The organism is Rhizobium altiplani (assembly GCF_001542405.1).
GTDB classification, from domain to species: domain Bacteria; phylum Pseudomonadota; class Alphaproteobacteria; order Rhizobiales; family Rhizobiaceae; genus Rhizobium; species Rhizobium altiplani.
Window position 1 is genome coordinate 1 of record NZ_LNCD01000010.1, and the last position, 16,709, is coordinate 16,709.

Here is a 16,709-nt window from a genome sequence, read left to right on the forward strand (position 1 = left end):
GTGAGCGCGACGAACAGCCCACCTTTTCTTTTGTGAATGAGGCCTCGAGATAAGCTCTATCATTGATAGGAGTGGACCGGGATGGTTGGAGATCGCGCTGATGCCATGCTTGAAGTCATGGATGAAGGCATGCATGAAGCCAGGCATGAGGGAAAGTATCGGCGGATCGAGGTGATCACCGGTCGGCGGCAGCGGCGGAATTGGACTGACGAGGAGAAGGCGCGGATTCTCGCGGAGAGCGCAGAACCTGAAGTGAACATTTCGGCTGTTGCGAGGCGCTGGGGCGTCAATCGCGGCTTGCTGAATGTGTGGCGACGGGAAGCCGGACTAACCTCTCAACGGTCGGCAAAGACTAGTTTGCCGCCTGCCGTGTTCGTGCCGGTGACAGTGGTTGGGGATGGCGCACGACACGAAGGCTCGCCATCGAATGCCCCAGAGGTTCTCGCTGGCCGAATTGAGATCGAGATTGCGGGCGCACGCATGACGGTCATCGGCTCGGTAGCGCCTGAACTGGCGCAGGCGATGGTAGCGGCGTTGCGAGGGCGCCGGTGATCGGAGTTTCGCCAAATGGCGTGAAGATCATGGTTGCGACGCAACCCGTCGACTTCCGGCGCGGCATGAATGGCCTGGTAGCTTTGGTGGCGTCAGCCCTTGCGGCCGATCCCTATTGTGGCGACGTGTTCGTGTTCCGCGCCAAGCGTCTTGATCGGCTTCGCTGCATTTATTGGGACGGATCAGGCATGATCCTAGCGACGAAGTGGTTGGAGGCGGGCAAGTTCGTTTGGCCTCCGATCCGCGATGGCGCTATGCAGATGAGTGCCCAGGAGTTCTCGCTTTTGCTGGCCGGCATTGACTGGACGCGCGTCAAACGAAACGCGGTGAGGAGGCCCTCAAAAGCAGGCTGATCCTATTGGTTTTGCTTGAAGATTCAGACCCGTGTGGTAGGGTCTGTCATGCCGCTTCGACCCGATCCCTTGCCCCAGGATGCTGCGCAATTGACCCGGATCATTCTCTCGCTCGACGAAGAGAATGCCGATCTCAAGGCGCGCGTTGCCTTCCTTGAGCGCCAGCTCTTCGGGACGAAATCGGAGAAGATGACGACGATCGATCCAACGCAGGCAATGCTCGATCTTGGCGATCTAGGCGACATTCCCGTTGCTGCCAATGACGATGTCGCGCCGGTCGATGAAGACAAAACGCAGGCACGGCGATCGCCAGCCCGCAATATCGGCCGTTTGCCGAAACACCTTCCGCGTTATGACGAGCTCATCGAGCCAGCGAGCAAGACTTGCCCCTGCTGTTCGTTCGAACTTCATTGCATCGGCACTGATGTCAGCGAGGCGCTCGACATCGTGCCTGCAGTAGTCCGGGTGAAACGGACGATCCGGCCACGCTATGCATGCCGGGCTTGCGAGAGTGGCATCGTGCAAGCACCCGCACCAGCACGCATCATGGACGGCGGCATGGTGACCACGGCGTTTGCAGCCCATGTCGCCGTTTCGAAGTTTGCCTGGCATTTGCCGCTGCATCGCCAGGCGCAGATGCTGGCCTCCTGCGGCGTCATCATTGATCGCGGTACGCTCGGGGCATGGGTCACGCGGGTCGCCTGGTGGCTCGAACTTCTCTACGATGCACTCACCGCCTTCATCCGCTCGCAGCCGAGGGTGTTCTGTGACGAGACGCCACTTCCGCGCCTCGATCCGGGGCGCAAACGAACCAAGGTCTGCCAGTTATGGGCACAAGCGGTTGACGATCGGCCATGGAACGGTCCGGCGCCGCCGGCGGTGGCCTACATTTTTGCCGAAAGCCGCAGCGCTCGCGAGATCGAGGGGCAACTGTCGTCGTTCGCCGGCGTGCTTCAGGTTGATGGATATCAAGCCTATAAAACCATGGTCAAACGACGCGGCAAGAGCAACGTTGCCCCCATGCGGCTGGCCTTCTGCCTCGCTCATGCACGGCGAAAGTTCGTTGACGTCGTCAAACTGACCGGCTCTTCGGAGGCCTTGTCGATCCTTGCCAGGATTGCCGAAATCTATCGCATCGAAGCAAAACTACGAGGGGAAGATGAAGATACCCGGCTTAGCGGCAGGCGTCGTGAGGCAGCTCCCATCATGAGAGAACTGAAGGTCCATCTCACCGAACTGAGCGACGAGGTGTCGTCGAAATCGGCACTTGGCAAGGCAGTCACTTACATGCTCAACCACTGGAGCGGATTGACAGCCTTTCTAGAGGATGGCCGGATCGAGGTGGACTCCAATGTCGTCGAGCGTTCCATGAAATCCGTGGCTTTGACGAGAAAGAACTCATTATTCGTGGGCAACGAGCGGGGTGGAAAGACCTTCGCTGTCCTGGCATCGCTCGTGAACACGGCAAAGCTTAACGGCGTGGACCCCGACGTCTGGCTTGCCGATGTGCTGGAGCGCATCATCTCCGGCAAAGTGAAAGCCAACGAGATGGAGAGCCTTTTGCCTTGGGCCTGGAAGGCGGAACGCGAAGCGATGACACAGCAGGAGCGACAAGCGGCATGACACAGAACAGCCAGGAGATGACGCCGCGACCGAAGCTCGATGACGACGCATTCGAAGCCTTTATCAGGAGACGTCGTCCGCCATCGCCTATCTGGTCAATGAGCAGACTCGATGGTTATCTTACGGCCCTCATCATCGGCCCCAGGTTCATCGACCCACGGCAATGGATCCCGGAACTGACCGGCCCGGATGCCCTAAACCTGCCGATGGAAACAACCGAACATCGGGCCGTGCAGACGATCGTTGCAGAGTATAATCGGATATCTGCAAGCCTTTCCGAGAGACCGAAAGACCACCGGCCAAGGTTCACCCAGATCGATGATCAGACCCTTGATCCATTTGATTGGGACATCTGCTTTCTCATTGGAACACGACACGCGCCAAGGCTTTGGCAGCCTGTCCTTCGAGGTCATGCCGTCACTGGGGATATCATTGCGCCGATCCGCAAGCTCGGCGAGGTAAAACGGAAAGCGACCCACCAGGATGCTGCTGCCGTCGCCGAAGCACTCGTCAATATCCGAACCTATTTTATGCCGAAGCGGGCAAAGCAGAAGTTCTGACCGAGAGCCAGAAAGCCAGAAACCTATTTAGTCAAATCACGAAAGCCGTGGGCCATTCGTTGCGCTCACTTTCGGCGGATGATATCCTGCAGCATCTCGCGGTCCAACGTTAGGTCCGCGACGATCTTCTTCAGCCGAGCATTCTCGTCCGCGAGCTGCTTCAGCTTCTTCATCTCCGGCGGCAACATTCCAGGTACTTTTTCTTCCAATTGAAATAGGTCGCCTGGCTGATCCCCGCTTTCCGGCAAATCTCCGCCCGGCACACCTTCATCAACCTGCTTCAGAATGAACGCCCTCTGCGCGTCCGAAAACTGCGATGCCTTCATTGTCTTCCGTTCCTTTCCCAGCCTGGAAAATGCACCGGAAAACTCTAACCAAATCTGGTCCAGTTCGAAGGGTTCAGATCAATAGATGTAGGCTAGCTTGCCAGCGGCAAGTCAACAGCAGCCAAAGAAGGTGACCTCCCCCAAAAATTTAGCCTGAGGTCACGACCAGCACAGGCCATGACACTTCAGGAATGCAGGTCTCAATTACCATTCCGACGAACAATCGCACACACACCTGAACAAACGCAACACAATCATATATCCTGCGGCGGAGATGACGCCGGCGGTAGCAGTCCCCCCGGGCTTTGAATGCAATCATGATGATGCCTAAACTCCCGAGGGCTGCTTTCCTTAAAATAACTATCCACGCTCGGTGCAATAAAGGGTATCTTTTGGATGTGTTCTTTCGGCCGGGGGCAGCTTCTGTGCAGCCGTTGCCATCACTGTAGCTTCCCATCGTTGTCGTCCAGAGAGGCTTGGTTTTTTGCCGTGCCTAAGGGTCACTGAAACATGTCATATTATAAAAATAGAGAACTCACGTGATCAAACTGTGGCACTTTTTAATAATAGAGTTAAACCACGATCGTCAATTCAGTACTTACAACGCCAGTCAAACAGCGGTTGGCATCTTCACACAGCCGGCGTGTTTCTGCTGTTGTAGACAAGGGCAGCACTTCAGGAAGTCGGTCCAATGAGCTTTTGCTTCTTATGCGGCATAGGTCTGTTGCTTCGTTAATTAAGGAGCGCTTACACGTGGCGGGCGCCTAACGAGATGAATCAAGTGGTCCAATGAGGGAGTATGACCTAAACGTCGGCAAAAGGTCACGTTTGTGGCTATATAAATCCGTCATAACATCTTGTTTCATGCACACCACAGCTACACGTCTTCTTATCACCTCACCTTGTTGCCAAAGCCTCTCTCATCATGTCCTTCCCACAATTTGACCGTCCAAGCTTTGCCTTTTCCGATCTTACACACATCAACAACTGCCAGGCATTGAGAACGTTAACCATACAAGCCGTCGAGACCTATGACAATTTTATCGAGCATCAACTTATGCCGGCGCAACAATACTATGCAGCTTTCTTGGATGGAAATGAAACCTGGCATGAGTGGTTGGAAATCAACGAGCTCAATACACTATTGGCGCAATTCCGGGAGCAGCCATGCATGAACGACCCAACGAAGTTCATCAATGAGATAATTCAGCAAGACATGACGCTGTACGTCTACGTTAACGATAGGTCAACTCGCGCTGCTGCGACCCAAGATCTGAATTACATTGATGACAAATTTTGCTTTACTGGCCAACATGGTGAAAAGAGACTGCTGGCCACTGACGTGCCGCCGTGGGAAATGTTGAGTTTCTCTGACCTTGCTGCCGCACACCGTTCACTTGGGTGCGACGAGGTGCATTTCAACAGCTTTCGTAGGTGCCTCGTCATTCCGAAAACTGATTTCTTCTGGCAGGTGCAGGAGGCGCCGTTGCGTCTTTGGAGCCGCCGAACTGCTGGCAAGTTTGATGTGCTGGCCGTTACTGACGTGCGCGGGATGAATTGATCCTCATCTGACCCTTAAATTGCATCATCGCGGCAAGTTCGTTTGTTGTGTCTTAGTCGGTGTTATTGCCTGGCTGTTGCATTTTCTAAGGACGTTTATGTTTTGTTATGCTTTCGTTTATGAAAATTCTTCGTAAAATGTATACGAAGCTTAGTACGGGGGATGTTATTTCTGTTTATTAAATGGTTTGAGTGATTGTACTTTTTCGTTATTGCTATAAAAGCCAGGCACGTTTCCAGTTTGTTTTCTCGTCTTTATACATTCAACTTTAAGGAAACGACGATACACTGTCATATCCGCCAATTGACCACAAATTAAACTCATGGCCGTTTATCTCCGATATCATAATATGCAACCCAATGGGGAATGATGGGACCTCAACCCGAGGTTGGGTCTATCGCTCACAATGAATATGGAGGCCGTGAGGCCTCCATGACCCAGACAATCAGCCTCCACGGGAAGCCGTGAGGCTTCCGTCTTCATTTTGACGCGAACCGCGCAAGTTGCCGCACCCCAAAAAACCATAGCAACATTTACATCAGGATATATCCTGTCACCGTTGCCGTTGATCACATGTCGGATTTGTTCCGAATGCGTATTCCGCTGAAGCCGGCCGCTGATTCGTGAGCGCAACGAAAAGCCCACCTTCCAATGAGGCGAGATTTCAAGGCAGAATCAGCCGGTTTTGATCGAGAGCGGCGGATTGGAGGCTTTGGAGGCGCTACTGACAGCATTATACAATGCATCATGCCATGCATGATGATAGCGATTATCGGCGCGTTGAGTGTGTTCCGGCAGCCAAATTTTAAAGCCGATTGACACTCAATGTTCGTCGGCGCACCGCGGCTCCTCGTTTCAACGCGCGCGAACTTCTGCGTTTCCGTTCCATCAGTCAGGGGCGCAACAGCGCCCGATGCCAGTGCCGTGCGACGCCATCCATAAAGCTGTGACGGATCTAAGCCTTCAGACCGGGCGACCGCCGAGACGTTCGCCCCAGGCTGCAGCGCCATGGCGTAAGCGGTGACGTGATGCCGTTACTTTTTGAAGTTCCAGGGCATCAGAGCGTCGAGATCGCTTGATGGCCAACCTGCGGCGATACGCTCAAGCGTCTTCGTTAGCCACGCCAGTGGATCGACTTCGTTCATCTTGGCGGACTGGATGAGCGTGGAGAGTGTCGCCCAAGTCGTTCCACCGCCGGCATTTCCGGCGAATAGGCTATTTTTTCGAACGATCGCCTGGGGCCGGATGGCACGCTCAACAATGTTGGAGTCTATCTCGATGCGCCCGTCATGGAGGAACTGTTCGAAGGCTTCCCGCCGATGAAGGGCATAGCGAATTGCTTCGGCGAGCTTTGATTTTCCCGAGATGCGGGGCAGCGTGTCCTGCCAGAGTTTGTAGAGCGCGGCAACGACTGCAGCGGAAGCCTCCTGACGGGCGGCAACACGAACATCGGGGCTTTGTCCACGCACCTTTTCCTCGATCGACCAAAGTGCGCCCATCTTTTCGATTGTCGCCGTTGCCACCTTGGAACTGTCGTTTGCGTGCAACTCGTAAAACCGACGGCGACCATGCGCCCAGCACCCCGCCAAAAGAGCGCCGTCGTTGCCGCGCTCAGGTCGAGCAACACGGTTATAGGCAGTGTATCCGTCGATCTGCAGGATGCCGCGATAGCCTTCGAGATGCCGAGCGACACAATCGCCGGATCGACTGTCTTCAAAACGGTAAGCCACCATCGGCGGAGCGCTCCCGCCGAATGGTCGATCGTCCCGGGCGTACGCCCATAAATACGCTGTCTTTGCCGACCCCGATCCGGGGACAAGTGTCGGCAATGTCGTCTCGTCGGCGAATATTCGTTCGCCTCTTTTGATCTGGCTGAAGGTGTAGTCCGCGAGAATCTCGAGTTCGAACCCAAGCTTCCCCATCCACCGCGCCATGATGCCGCGGTCGACTTCGACATGGTCGCGCAGGAAGATCGCCTCCTGTTGATAGAGTGGCAACCCGTCGCCATATTTGGAGACCGCGATATAGGCGAGCAGCGCTTCCGTCGGAATGCCGCTTTCGATTATATGCGCCGGGGCTGAGGCCTGGATGACGCCGTCTTCGTTCTTGAAGGCATACTTCGGGCGATGCGTGACGATCACCCGGAACTTCGGCGGAATGACATCAAGCCGCTCGGAGGTATCTTCCCCGATCAGCTTCTGTTTGCCAGCGTGTTCGGGCAGTTCGTCCGGCTCGATGATCTCATGGACCCGCTCCAGGTGCGGCGGGAAGCCCTTGCGCGGGCGCGGCGCACGCTTTGCTGCGCCTGGATTTCGGCCCTTGGAAACCGGCGCCTCGATCGCGGCGATGCCGGTGTCAATTTCTTCGAAGACAAACGCGCCCTGTTCGTCCAGGTCTGCCTCGATGCTCGTGCCCTGCTTTTCCGAGCGGCGGCCATAGCGGTATCGATTGAAGGCTTTAAGGATTAGCTTCAACTTGGCGATCTGTTCGTCCGCGTCGGCATTGCGGGCCTTCAGATCAGCAACTTCGTCTTCCAGAACATCGACGCGCGCAGCCTTTGCCGCCATCGCCATGATCATGGCTCTCAGCACATCAACGTCATCAGGAAGCTCGAGATCGGCTGGTGTCATGCCCTTATGTAGAGCATGTTTCGGCGAGATTTTCCCTCAGTTTCGGCCGCCTGATTCACTCTGCCGCAGGGCTTTACCCAACAAATTCAGGCCGCTTTACGGCAACCGTGCGCACGCGCTTCCAGTCCATCCCATCAACCAGCGCCATCAGTTGCGCGTGATTGAGCTGCACGCGGGACGGCCCGATTTTCGGCCAGACGAACTGATTTTTTTCGAGCCGCTTCGAATACAGGCAGACGCCTGAGCCATCCCACCAGGCGATCTTTATTCTGTCTGCTCTTTTGGCGCGGAAAACGTAGAGCGAGCCATTGAAGGGATCGCTTCCAGCATCACGCACCAGCGCCAAAAGGCTATCTGGACCTTTGCGGAAATCGACGGGATGACTGGCCAAAAAGACCTTCGCACCAGCGGGGATCATGCAGACCGCACCGCGCGGATCAGCCTGACGAGATGGGGCTCGTCGAGCCCGACATTCACGCGGATCACTGCGTCTCCGATCATGATGTCCGCGGTAGAGGTTTCGCCCCGAGCCGTATCAACAACAGCCTCCGCTTTCAGTCGGGCATTGCGCCGCCATGTGAACAGCTGCGAGGGGTCGATCCCTATGCGCCTTGCCACCGCCGAAACGCTCGCACCCGGCTCCATGCTTTCGGTTACCGCCTGAGCCTTGAACTCATCTGACCAGCGTCGAACCTCTCGCGGCGCGCCCTCCAGGCGACCCGCAACGGCTTCGATCATATGGAACGTTCTATGTTCGGACATAGCTTCAGACATCGCAATTCATACCAAGCTCATTCCCTGAGCTCACATGAATAAGCGCGATGCCTTGCTATCGCCAGACGGGGTCAATGCACCGCTTACAGAAAATCGCCGATCACCAGTTTGAAAGATACGTGGGGTAGCCTACGCGCTTACGATGCGCCCAGCACCCTGCGAGTTGGATCGTTTCATTGCTGCCGGCTTTGGCACGCGTCTTGGCAAGATTGGTATAGGCCGAGTAGCCGTCTACCTGCAGGATGCCGCTGAATCCGGCGAGATGACGCGCCTGTCAAGCGAAGTGAAGATTTGACCCCGCCTACTCACTGTCCGGTCTGCGGTCGCTCGTGAGCTGGCCCGGATCATCGGGGGGCGTGGCAAGCCGAAGATGATCGCCAGCGACAATGGCAGCGAGTTCACCAGCAACGCGACTGCAGTGGACGGATCGGGCCAGGGTGGACTGGCACTACATCGCGCCGGGCAAGCCGATCCAGAATGCCTTCATCGAAAGCTCAATGGGCGGCTGCGAGACGAGTTCCTGAATGAAACTCTCTTCTCGTCACTGACCCACGCTCGATCAGCGCTTTCAAACTGGCGCAGCGATTAAAATGATCATCGACCACACTCAGGCCTTGGATGGCTGACACCTGCCGAGTTCGCTCAGACAATCAACCCGCGACGTGATGCAGTGCTGCGCAGCCGGAATGGCTCCGCACCGCAACACGCCGCTACCGCCGCGAATACAACAACCCAAAACCGCCGGAGCGAACTCAAAACTGGATAAAACTTGGGGCAAGGTCACCAGCAGACGCTTTTCAATACACGTGATCAAAGATCGTCCCTCAGTGCTCGTGCCATCATCAACCTCCTGAATCAACTTCGGTCGCCCTCGTCACATCACGTTTGATTCACCTTCACAGCATCTAACTCTAGCTGAAATGTTAAGAACAGGCCGCAGACCCGCTCGATTTCTTTACAACCCATAGCTCGATTGTTGTCCTTGCCGCTGCTGTACCAAAGCTTTCCGTGGGCTTAACCTTTCATCATCGGAGCTATTGTACCCATCGAGCCGATCAAGCGCTTTTTGTGCATTGAGAGTTACCTCCTGCCTGCGGACTGCTTGTTTCTCTCTCGCCTCGACGCCGATGATCTGGGCGACTTCGCGCGAAATGCCGTCATCGTCTCTGAGGGAGGCATACAACATTTTCGCGCTACTCTTAATTTTGCCATCTACCGTATGATGATGCGTAAAAATTTGCGTTTTGTCATACACATCTGTTATTTTTTTTCCCTCTCGCGAGAGCTCCTTCATAATTGAGGCTCCATCCCGGAACACTCCATTTTCAATTTGTACCCAGGTCAGGCCATGCTCCAGAAACTTGCCGTTTTTAGCAAGCTTATCTGCAGGCAGGTTGTAATCCTTACAAATCTGCGAAAAAAGTTCGGTGTCCAGTTCCTTCAGTAGTTTGGGATTGTGGAAAGAATCGCCTTCCCGGCTCGACATGCCTATGCGAAGCTTTTCAGGACGGTAATTGAGCTCCTCTTCCAGCCTTTGCAGCACAGGCATTGCCTGTTGAAGGTTCTTATCACGTATGTCATTGATAGATACTAGATGATCGCCGTGTTGTACAACCACGGGAGGTAAGTCGGGATTGTAGCGAATTTCATTTCCTACCAGCCGCTGAGAGCGCCGCTCAGCCTCGTGTTCACCTCTTTTGTTTATGTTGCTGATGGAGTCGAATTCATTGTATTCATTTTTGATTAGGACGTTCTCCGGCCCAAACGTTTCAGCTAGGTCGTAGGTCTGCTGCCGGACGACCAAGGGATCGTCCCGCCACAAACCGATTCTCCGATATCCTCTTTCATTGCGGCTACTGAATTTAATTATATATTCAGGTAATTGTTCGCCCGCCTTCTCGGGATTATTCCATTGATACGCGGCCCGCCTCAATCCCGATGGCGTTACACGCCACGCTGCCGGATCGTCCCGCTTGAGTTTACGCCAATTATCTTTCCCGTTCGACGGCTTGGATGGCAGTCCATCGATGTCTCTCCTCCACGTTGCCCACGTCTTTTCCCGCTCTTTCAACTGGTTCTCAAAAGAGATCCCGGGAGTGACCGGGATGGTGTCATAGGCACGAGGAAGAGGTTGGGTTCGGCCTGTTTCGTCGCTTAGAACTTTGGTGAATCTATTCAGGTTGATTTCGCCCCCGAATTTTTCCTTGGCATATTCCCAAGGGTAGTATTCGACCTGATTTTCATGACCACTTCGCGGGATCGCAACCTCTAGCGACATTCTTGTGGTTGATGGTCCGATCTCGCTTAGGCCGTTCAGAGCAGCCAACTTCCTAGTGATTTTGTCCAACTCTTGTGACTCGCGGCTGTTATTCGAACTTCCGACCTTCTGCGTCGGCAGATCGTCCACGGGCCGCTCACGTTTGGGACGCTTTTGGGCTTCTGACATTTCCGCATCTTGATCGTCCATTGTACTTCCTTCCTGATGATTGCTGCCCTCGGATCCTGCGCAATTAAAGTGCCATCTCACTCGATCTTCAGGTCTGGCATTAAACCTCTTATCGCGCTGAGTTTTTTCTCGAACTTCCTCGTAGCCCTGGCGGGGACGTATTCTATCACTGGGGGAATGCCACTGCTTGCGGTTGCATCAATAGTGCTCGCTCCCAAGCCTTTGCTTGCTCGCTTATTCTGGGCATCAGTTGCGAGATGGACTGCGGATGGATGTCTAAGAGCCACAAAAGCCCCTTTCTGCTTTACTTTAGGTGATCGGGATTGTGTATCTCTGGCAGTCAAACCCTCGGGATGACGCTTTCCATCCTCGCACCAGCCATCATGCTGCTCCCGGCGATGCCCGTTACTTTTTGGTCACGTGCAGGCCAGTTCGATTCAATCGAAGACTTTCTGTTGCAGACGGTGTTTCCTGTTGCTGCGTACTGTTGGAGGCCCCGGATGAGCTTCATCTTTGAGAGAAGTGAGCATAGTCGGAGAAGTAGCTTCATCAGCCACGATGGCAACGTTCCTCAGTTGATCGCCGATCTCTTCACATATGAGGTGGCGGACGCTCCAGCAAACTACTGCTGTCTTGGGCTGACCGCATTTGCTAACAAAATAAAGGCAAAAAATTCGTATGCAATAGGAAACGGAAATAAACCATTGCATCTGTAACAATGGCGTGGAGCAATGGGACAGGTGACTATCGCTCTCTTCCGGCCACTGCACTTGCGGACGTCTTGTGGTCCACCAGATATTTCTCGCCTACGTTGCCCGTTATGTGATCAAGATTACAAATCTCCATGGCTACGTCCATGCCGCCGAGCTTGGCCTTCCATTTATAGATGCTGGCATCGCTGACGCCGTGCTTGCGGCAAAGCTCCGAGACCGGCGTGCCGGCCTCGTGCTCCTTCAGAATGCCGATAATCTGTTCGTCCGTGAAACGTGTGCGCTTCATTCTCTGGTCCTTTCGAAACCGCCGGAGCGAACTCAAAACTGGATAAAACTTGGGGGCAAGGTCAGTGGCCAGTTGCCCCGAAGAAGTTACCGATCTCGTCTCAGCGGCTGATCGAGTTGTCCCTCTTACGTTCTTCCAGTTCGTGTGGCCGCTTTCTCGCATTAGGCAATTTGTCTATTTCAATCTCTCCCTTGACGTTGTGGCTAGACGAACCGGACGTCTCTTGCGAGTGGATTGGTGCTTTTCTTTTTGTTGATATGGAGCGTGCCAGATTTCCGGCCGGCGCCACCTCCTCTGACTCATTGCGATGCGGCAGTTTTAGTTTCTGTTGACCAGGCATATTGGCTGCCTTGGCAAGCTCTAGCATCACTTGGGAATGTTCTAAATCGAGCTTGGCCGACCGTACGGGTACTCTTGGTCTCTTTGGATGATGATTCTCTGGCAGTTCGCGCAGACGACCCTGCCAAGCTTGGTGGTAACCCTCTATGGTTCGCACAAGCCTTTCCATCTCCAAGCTCCTTGATTGCAAGACGCGCGAATAACTGCGGAGCAACGAATAAAGGGTCGGGTCATCTGCTGCCGTACTGTTCGGCTCCAGCCAGTATTGCCTGTGTTCCGACGCCGTTTTGAGGAACCACGCGCGGCTCGCGAAGTTTCCGCGACGGGGGCCCACGATCGCGTCCATGGCGTCAAGAACACGCGTTGCCATCTCCTTAGCAACACTGTTGGTACGCACTCGGTGCGGAGTCGTTCGACGTATTGAGTCCCTAATTCCTTTTGGCAGTTGCTTGGGCAAGAAAAAACGATTGCCGCCACGCTGCCAGGTTAGGTCGCAATGCCGCTGTATTAGGTTTGCGATGTCTACAGTAGTTTCTGGAGCTAGCCTTTGTTGAGGCAGTAGCTCCGCTCTCCAAGGAACGATTTTATCTTCGAGGGCTCGGATCACCCTTTCTTTGCCATAGTGATAGGAGTTCGGGATGAAGCCTATTTCGCGGGTTTTGACCCTCGTTTCCGCAATTTCCGTCTCCCGCTTAGCCCAGCGTGACAAGATTTCACCACCTTCCCAAACCTCATCTATTACCGCCTGACGCAGACCATTGAAAAAAGCGCCGTCCGGCGCGATCTCGTCCAACAGAGCATTGAGCTCTCTCAGAGTGGCCTTCTGTAGAGCTGGATTTCGGGGCGCACCGCTCGAAAAGTTTTCATCGAATTCATGAAGCTGCAGTTCATCGCGTCTGTGACCCAGAATCTCAATGTGTGGGAATTCTCGCGGGTCGCCTTCTTTGTTCTTGGCGTACTGCTGCAGTTTCTCATAAAGTGCAGCAGCAACGTAAGGGGAAACAGCTACTGGTAGCTGGGGGCGGCTTGCATAGATCTTATCAATGACTCGATGGAGTTCGTGAGCATCCGGGTTCGGCGTCATCTCGCCAATATTAGCTCGATGTATTGCATTCAACGCATAAAGCCGTTGTTTATTATATGCAGGCTTGTCAGGAATAGTTCCACTTAGAAGCCGGTCTATTCGAACTTCAAGGGCGTCCTTCAAGGACCGGCCGGGGACGGGTCGCGGCCACTCTATTTCATTTCCAATGCTGCCGTCTGGAACATAGGCTGGAGTTCGGCTTCGCATGATATCCGTTAGATATCTGACCGCCGAAACTTCTCTTGTGCGATTGGCCATAGCGCGTGGTCCTTCTCACTTTCCGAAGTTGCAAACTTCGTCGCCAGCGATCACATTGAACGAAACCTGCGTCGCTCTATGATGAAGCGTTGTCGCATTGAAGCGCAGCCTGTTCTACTTAACAGCGATATTTTCAGCTACGGACCTAGCAGATCTAAAAAACCAACCTCTCTGAGCCGCGAGCGAATGCGCTTTTGGATTCGCTGATGTCGTTCGCTGTCCTGATAAGAGAACGATACCACCGGGGAGTTGCTAGGGTCTGATTGCGTTACATCTGAAGCGAACCGGATCAACTTGCAGGTTCGCTAGGCGACGGTCTTAGGTTTAAAGAGAAGACGATCTCCCGGCGCTACGATTTCTATCATCCGGTCTCGAAGAATAAATTTCATTTCGAGTGCCTGGATGAGTGATTGACGCGAGTATGGACATCCTCCGTTCCTCCGTCGCCTCCGTCGCCTCCGACGACACCGGGATCGCCTTGTGAACGATACCCACGCGTCGAATTGGTTTGCCAGGTCGAAAATTGTCCCTCTTGATCGAGGAAATCGGGGCGAACTCTTCTGACGAACCATTCATCAGATTATCTCCGACAGGGCGTGTCGCCCCGTCAGATGCCTGCACTGCCACCTCCCCTTGACTCTCTAGCGACCGCTGTTTTGCCATCTGATCTTCGAGGACGCCGCCCCCGAGGCTACGTCCGGAATCCCCTTCCCTTGGCGACGGCCCAAGCAGCGGGCTGGGGCCTTGTGGGCTTTCCGGAAGGCCCGACATACCTGGTTCTGGATTTGATAAATGCTTGTTCAACGATGTCGACTGCGACAGAAGCTGGTCGTCCGATAATCCAAACAGCGATTCTAGATCTTGCTTAGGTTGAACTCCTGCATTGCGCGAGACTGTCTCACCCGTTCTGACGGGTTGACTGGGGACCGCCGTCTCAAGAGAGCGCTGCTTTGAAGGCCAGATGCTATCACCGCCGTCGAAGCGTACTGAAGGTATTGCGGCGCGTTTCTGCAGAGATGACTGGGCGGGTACTGAGTGCTCCTGCCAAAGCCGTTTGTGGAAAGCGGATTCTTCCGCACGCAATGTTCGAGCATCACGCTCGCGTTCATTCAACAACGTCGTCTTCCTGAGAACTGTCACGCCAAGAATTTTTTTGGTAACCTGTTTCACATCGCCTTGCTGATAGATGGCTTCACTCTTAAATATCCTCCCAACGGTATGTTTTTTACTTTTCAATTTTCCTGAAACATCATCATAGACCGCAGAGCGTTTGTTTAGCAGCCTTCGGTGCTCTAGTATATCTCGAGCTATCTCGTTACCGTCCTTATCGAGACGTGATCTGTACGATTTGCTAAACGCGCCGCCCAATTTTCGAACTTGGGTTTGCGACGTCTCATGATTCACCGCTTTCGTCGAGCGTCTGGAGAAGGCAAAGCCTGAGACTTTGCTGTCGACAAGGTTTAGATTGCCATTGTCTTCTCGCTCATACGTCTCGTGTCTTGAACCTTTCCGACGGAATAATTTGCGATATATTTTTTCCTCCAGCCCCCTTCGATAAGGATCACTCATTTCTTCGGAGACCGCCTTGGACAACCAGCCGCGATTTACATACCGCGTGCGCATTAATGCGCCTTTCTCATCCCTCTCCCATTTTTCCTCGAGGGTCCCGTCTCGATATTTCACGTGCTTAGCGAGGAGTGTCCCATCCTCAGTATATGAGAGGCGGCTCAAGCCTCGCCAAGTTTTTCTCTCGAGGAGACTTACGTGAAATTTGTTTTCCTCCCCCGCGCCAAGGGTTAGGATCTTTTTAGTCTTACTAAAGAGTCCGTTTTCGCGAGTCAATTCTCCTGGATTATCAACGCGCAGTCTCTTATTTCTAAGAGGTTCGTAGCTAATTTCACCTCGAAATTTGTTGCCAAGCTTTTTGACGATCTGAATATCGCCTGCATATTTTCTCTGCTTTTCGAAATTGTCAAAATTTGCGCGTTTTTTCCCTGCCTCAACTTCAGCAAGTCGTGCTTCAAGGAGATGATCAGCCTCCCGTTTAGCGGAGCGACGCTTGTTGGCGGTATTAAATCCCAGCGCCTTTTTCTTATTTATGCTAACCATTTAGGGACCCCTTTCATCAGAGCGCGCGCTCATGCATTAAGCTCGGAGGCTTAGGTGGACTAAGCCCATATGTTGGCTTAACAACCATTCACATGTTCTGATCGTAACGGATTCAGCCTAGCAACACACGCATCCTAGCATAGTGGCAGAAGGATAAATAAATATTGTGTTTCGTTTGTAGTGAGCATCAATGCGCCTACGGCGTCCCATAGAGCATCGATCTTTCGTCCCGCCCGAGCCCGTAATGTATCCGTTCGGTGAACCTTGCAATTACCCACATTTGAGTGTCGTAGGACCTGCTCTAGCGCCAGCCACTCTTCTTTCCGGTCGAAATCCCCGCAACTTGGACGCCCGGACAAGCCTGCGCGGTCTTCGACTTGCCCACCGAAATTCGCGACAGGATCTCGGACCGATATAGCGTACAGATCGAGCAAGACTGCAAAATGAGAGCAAAGTAAGAAGCGTGGCCAGCGTCGCCCAATTGCGTCCACCGCCCTCGCTGCCGGTGAATGGACTGTTCTTCCTTGTGATCGTCATCTACTGGACATTCTGCCCATATCGGAGAAGAAGTCGAGATCCATTACCGCTGGCATGCGTTTTATGGTCGGCATGTCCGACGCTACTACGGCGAGCAGCGCAGCGGATCGGAAGTCGTAGTTGTCGAGCATGAACCCGGAGTAACGACCGCTGTGGAACGGTGGATGCTCGACCGCGCGACCTGTGCCTCGATGACATTGGGAGAGCCGCAGGTATCGTTGCAAGCGCTGACGGACCTCGATCGGGTACTCAAGGATCACGGACTTAGGCAAGTCTTTTCGGATGACACAACAGTTATCGAGGAGGCATGTGATGAAAGCGAGACAGCACCCCGCCATCGTAAAAAGACCCTGCCAGCTCAGCATTGACGTTGGAAACGCCCGAGGTGACGCGGATGAACGCCGCGGAGCGACAAGCAATGATTATGCGCCTCGCGCAATTGATCCTGCAGGCGGGCGGAATAACGGTTCTGGAGGGCAGCGATGACGACCGTTGATCTTCCCGCATCGCTGTTGAAGCGCAAGGCCGTCGTTTATGTCCGTCAGTCCACACCCGCCC

Annotated in this window: 14 protein-coding genes and 3 pseudogenes; 7 read left to right on the top strand and 10 right to left on the bottom strand. The window is 54.0% G+C overall.

What is annotated here, in order from left to right; all coding sequences use genetic code 11:
• Positions 1-81: 81 nt before the first annotated feature.
• Genes tnpA through AS026_RS02050 form a run of 4 tightly spaced genes read left to right on the top strand, consistent with a single transcriptional unit; the run spans position 82 to position 3,088 of the window.
• Positions 82-552: an IS66-like element accessory protein TnpA gene (tnpA, locus tag AS026_RS02035; RefSeq protein WP_062368489.1), complete on the top strand. Its 471-nt coding sequence runs from the start codon at positions 82-84 to the stop codon at positions 550-552.
• The gene (tnpB, locus tag AS026_RS02040; RefSeq protein WP_028749713.1) at positions 549-905 is read left to right on the top strand and encodes an IS66 family insertion sequence element accessory protein TnpB; all 357 of its coding nucleotides are present in this window, start codon (positions 549-551) and stop codon (positions 903-905) included. The genes tnpA and tnpB (AS026_RS02040) overlap by 4 nt, the downstream gene beginning before the upstream one ends.
• A 48-nt stretch (positions 906-953) precedes the next feature.
• Entirely contained in the window at positions 954-2,528 is a 1,575-nt protein-coding gene (gene tnpC, locus AS026_RS02045) for an IS66 family transposase (RefSeq protein WP_028749712.1), read from the top strand.
• Positions 2,525-3,088 carry a UPF0149 family protein gene (locus tag AS026_RS02050; protein WP_062368490.1) on the top strand — a complete coding sequence of 188 codons (564 nt, stop codon included), beginning with the start codon at positions 2,525-2,527 and terminating at the stop codon, positions 3,086-3,088. Before tnpC (AS026_RS02045) ends, AS026_RS02050 begins: the two co-directional genes overlap by 4 nt.
• A gap of 65 nt (positions 3,089-3,153) precedes the next feature.
• On the opposite strand, the gene AS026_RS02055 is transcribed toward AS026_RS02050, so the two are convergent.
• Positions 3,154-3,414 (bottom strand): transposase, encoded by a 261-nt coding sequence (locus AS026_RS02055; protein ID WP_425349749.1) that lies wholly within the window; start codon positions 3,412-3,414, stop codon positions 3,154-3,156.
• 925 nt (positions 3,415-4,339) lie between these two features.
• On the opposite strand from AS026_RS02055, the gene AS026_RS02060 reads away from it, so the two are divergent.
• Positions 4,340-4,975 carry a RolB family protein gene (locus AS026_RS02060; protein ID WP_007538800.1) on the top strand — a complete coding sequence of 212 codons (636 nt, stop codon included), beginning with the start codon at positions 4,340-4,342 and terminating at the stop codon, positions 4,973-4,975.
• Between the two features lie 569 nt (positions 4,976-5,544).
• On the opposite strand, the gene AS026_RS42905 is transcribed toward AS026_RS02060, so the two are convergent.
• The 5 genes and pseudogenes from AS026_RS42905 to AS026_RS39045 all read right to left on the bottom strand — a co-directional run.
• Entirely contained in the window at positions 5,545-5,985 is a 441-nt protein-coding gene (locus AS026_RS42905; RefSeq protein ID WP_235777211.1) for a transposase, read from the bottom strand.
• A gap of 24 nt (positions 5,986-6,009) precedes the next feature.
• The gene (gene tnpC / locus AS026_RS02065; protein ID WP_007538801.1) at positions 6,010-7,605 is read right to left on the bottom strand and encodes an IS66 family transposase; all 1,596 of its coding nucleotides are present in this window, start codon (positions 7,603-7,605) and stop codon (positions 6,010-6,012) included.
• 73 nt (positions 7,606-7,678) lie between these two features.
• Entirely contained in the window at positions 7,679-8,023 is a 345-nt protein-coding gene (gene tnpB, locus AS026_RS02070; protein ID WP_028749556.1) for an IS66 family insertion sequence element accessory protein TnpB, read from the bottom strand.
• Positions 8,020-8,343, bottom strand: coding sequence for a transposase (locus AS026_RS43930; protein ID WP_040679024.1), 324 nt, complete (start codon positions 8,341-8,343; stop codon positions 8,020-8,022). The genes tnpB (AS026_RS02070) and AS026_RS43930 overlap by 4 nt, the downstream gene beginning before the upstream one ends.
• Positions 8,344-8,503: 160 nt before the next feature.
• Positions 8,504-8,644: pseudogene (locus AS026_RS39045) on the bottom strand (IS66 family transposase); the annotation flags it as partial.
• A gap of 57 nt (positions 8,645-8,701) precedes the next feature.
• Here AS026_RS39045 and AS026_RS42610 point away from each other — a divergent pair.
• A pseudogene (locus AS026_RS42610) lies at positions 8,702-9,145 on the top strand (integrase core domain-containing protein); the annotation flags it as partial.
• Positions 9,146-9,334: 189 nt separating this feature from the next.
• Here the strand turns inward: AS026_RS42610 and AS026_RS02085 are convergent.
• A complete protein-coding gene (locus tag AS026_RS02085) occupies positions 9,335-10,846 on the bottom strand; it encodes a hypothetical protein (protein WP_007538805.1) in 1,512 nt (503 codons plus the stop codon).
• Positions 10,847-11,178: 332 nt separating this feature from the next.
• Here AS026_RS02085 and AS026_RS02090 point away from each other — a divergent pair, with 332 nt between their 5' ends.
• On the top strand, positions 11,179-11,541 hold the full coding sequence (locus AS026_RS02090; RefSeq protein WP_028749557.1) for a hypothetical protein: 363 nt from the start codon (positions 11,179-11,181) through the stop codon (positions 11,539-11,541).
• Between the two features lie 130 nt (positions 11,542-11,671).
• On the opposite strand, the pseudogene AS026_RS02095 reads toward AS026_RS02090, so the two are convergent.
• The 3 genes and pseudogenes from AS026_RS02095 to AS026_RS02105 form a co-directional block, all read right to left on the bottom strand.
• A pseudogene (locus AS026_RS02095) lies at positions 11,672-11,824 on the bottom strand (transposase); the annotation flags it as partial.
• A gap of 100 nt (positions 11,825-11,924) precedes the next feature.
• Positions 11,925-13,505 carry a hypothetical protein gene (locus AS026_RS02100; RefSeq protein WP_007538814.1) on the bottom strand — a complete coding sequence of 527 codons (1,581 nt, stop codon included), beginning with the start codon at positions 13,503-13,505 and terminating at the stop codon, positions 11,925-11,927.
• A 324-nt stretch (positions 13,506-13,829) separates the two neighbouring features.
• Positions 13,830-15,614 carry a virulence VirE3 protein (VirA/G regulated protein) gene (locus AS026_RS02105; RefSeq protein WP_007538815.1) on the bottom strand — a complete coding sequence of 595 codons (1,785 nt, stop codon included), beginning with the start codon at positions 15,612-15,614 and terminating at the stop codon, positions 13,830-13,832.
• Between the last annotated feature and the right edge of the window lie 1,095 nt (positions 15,615-16,709).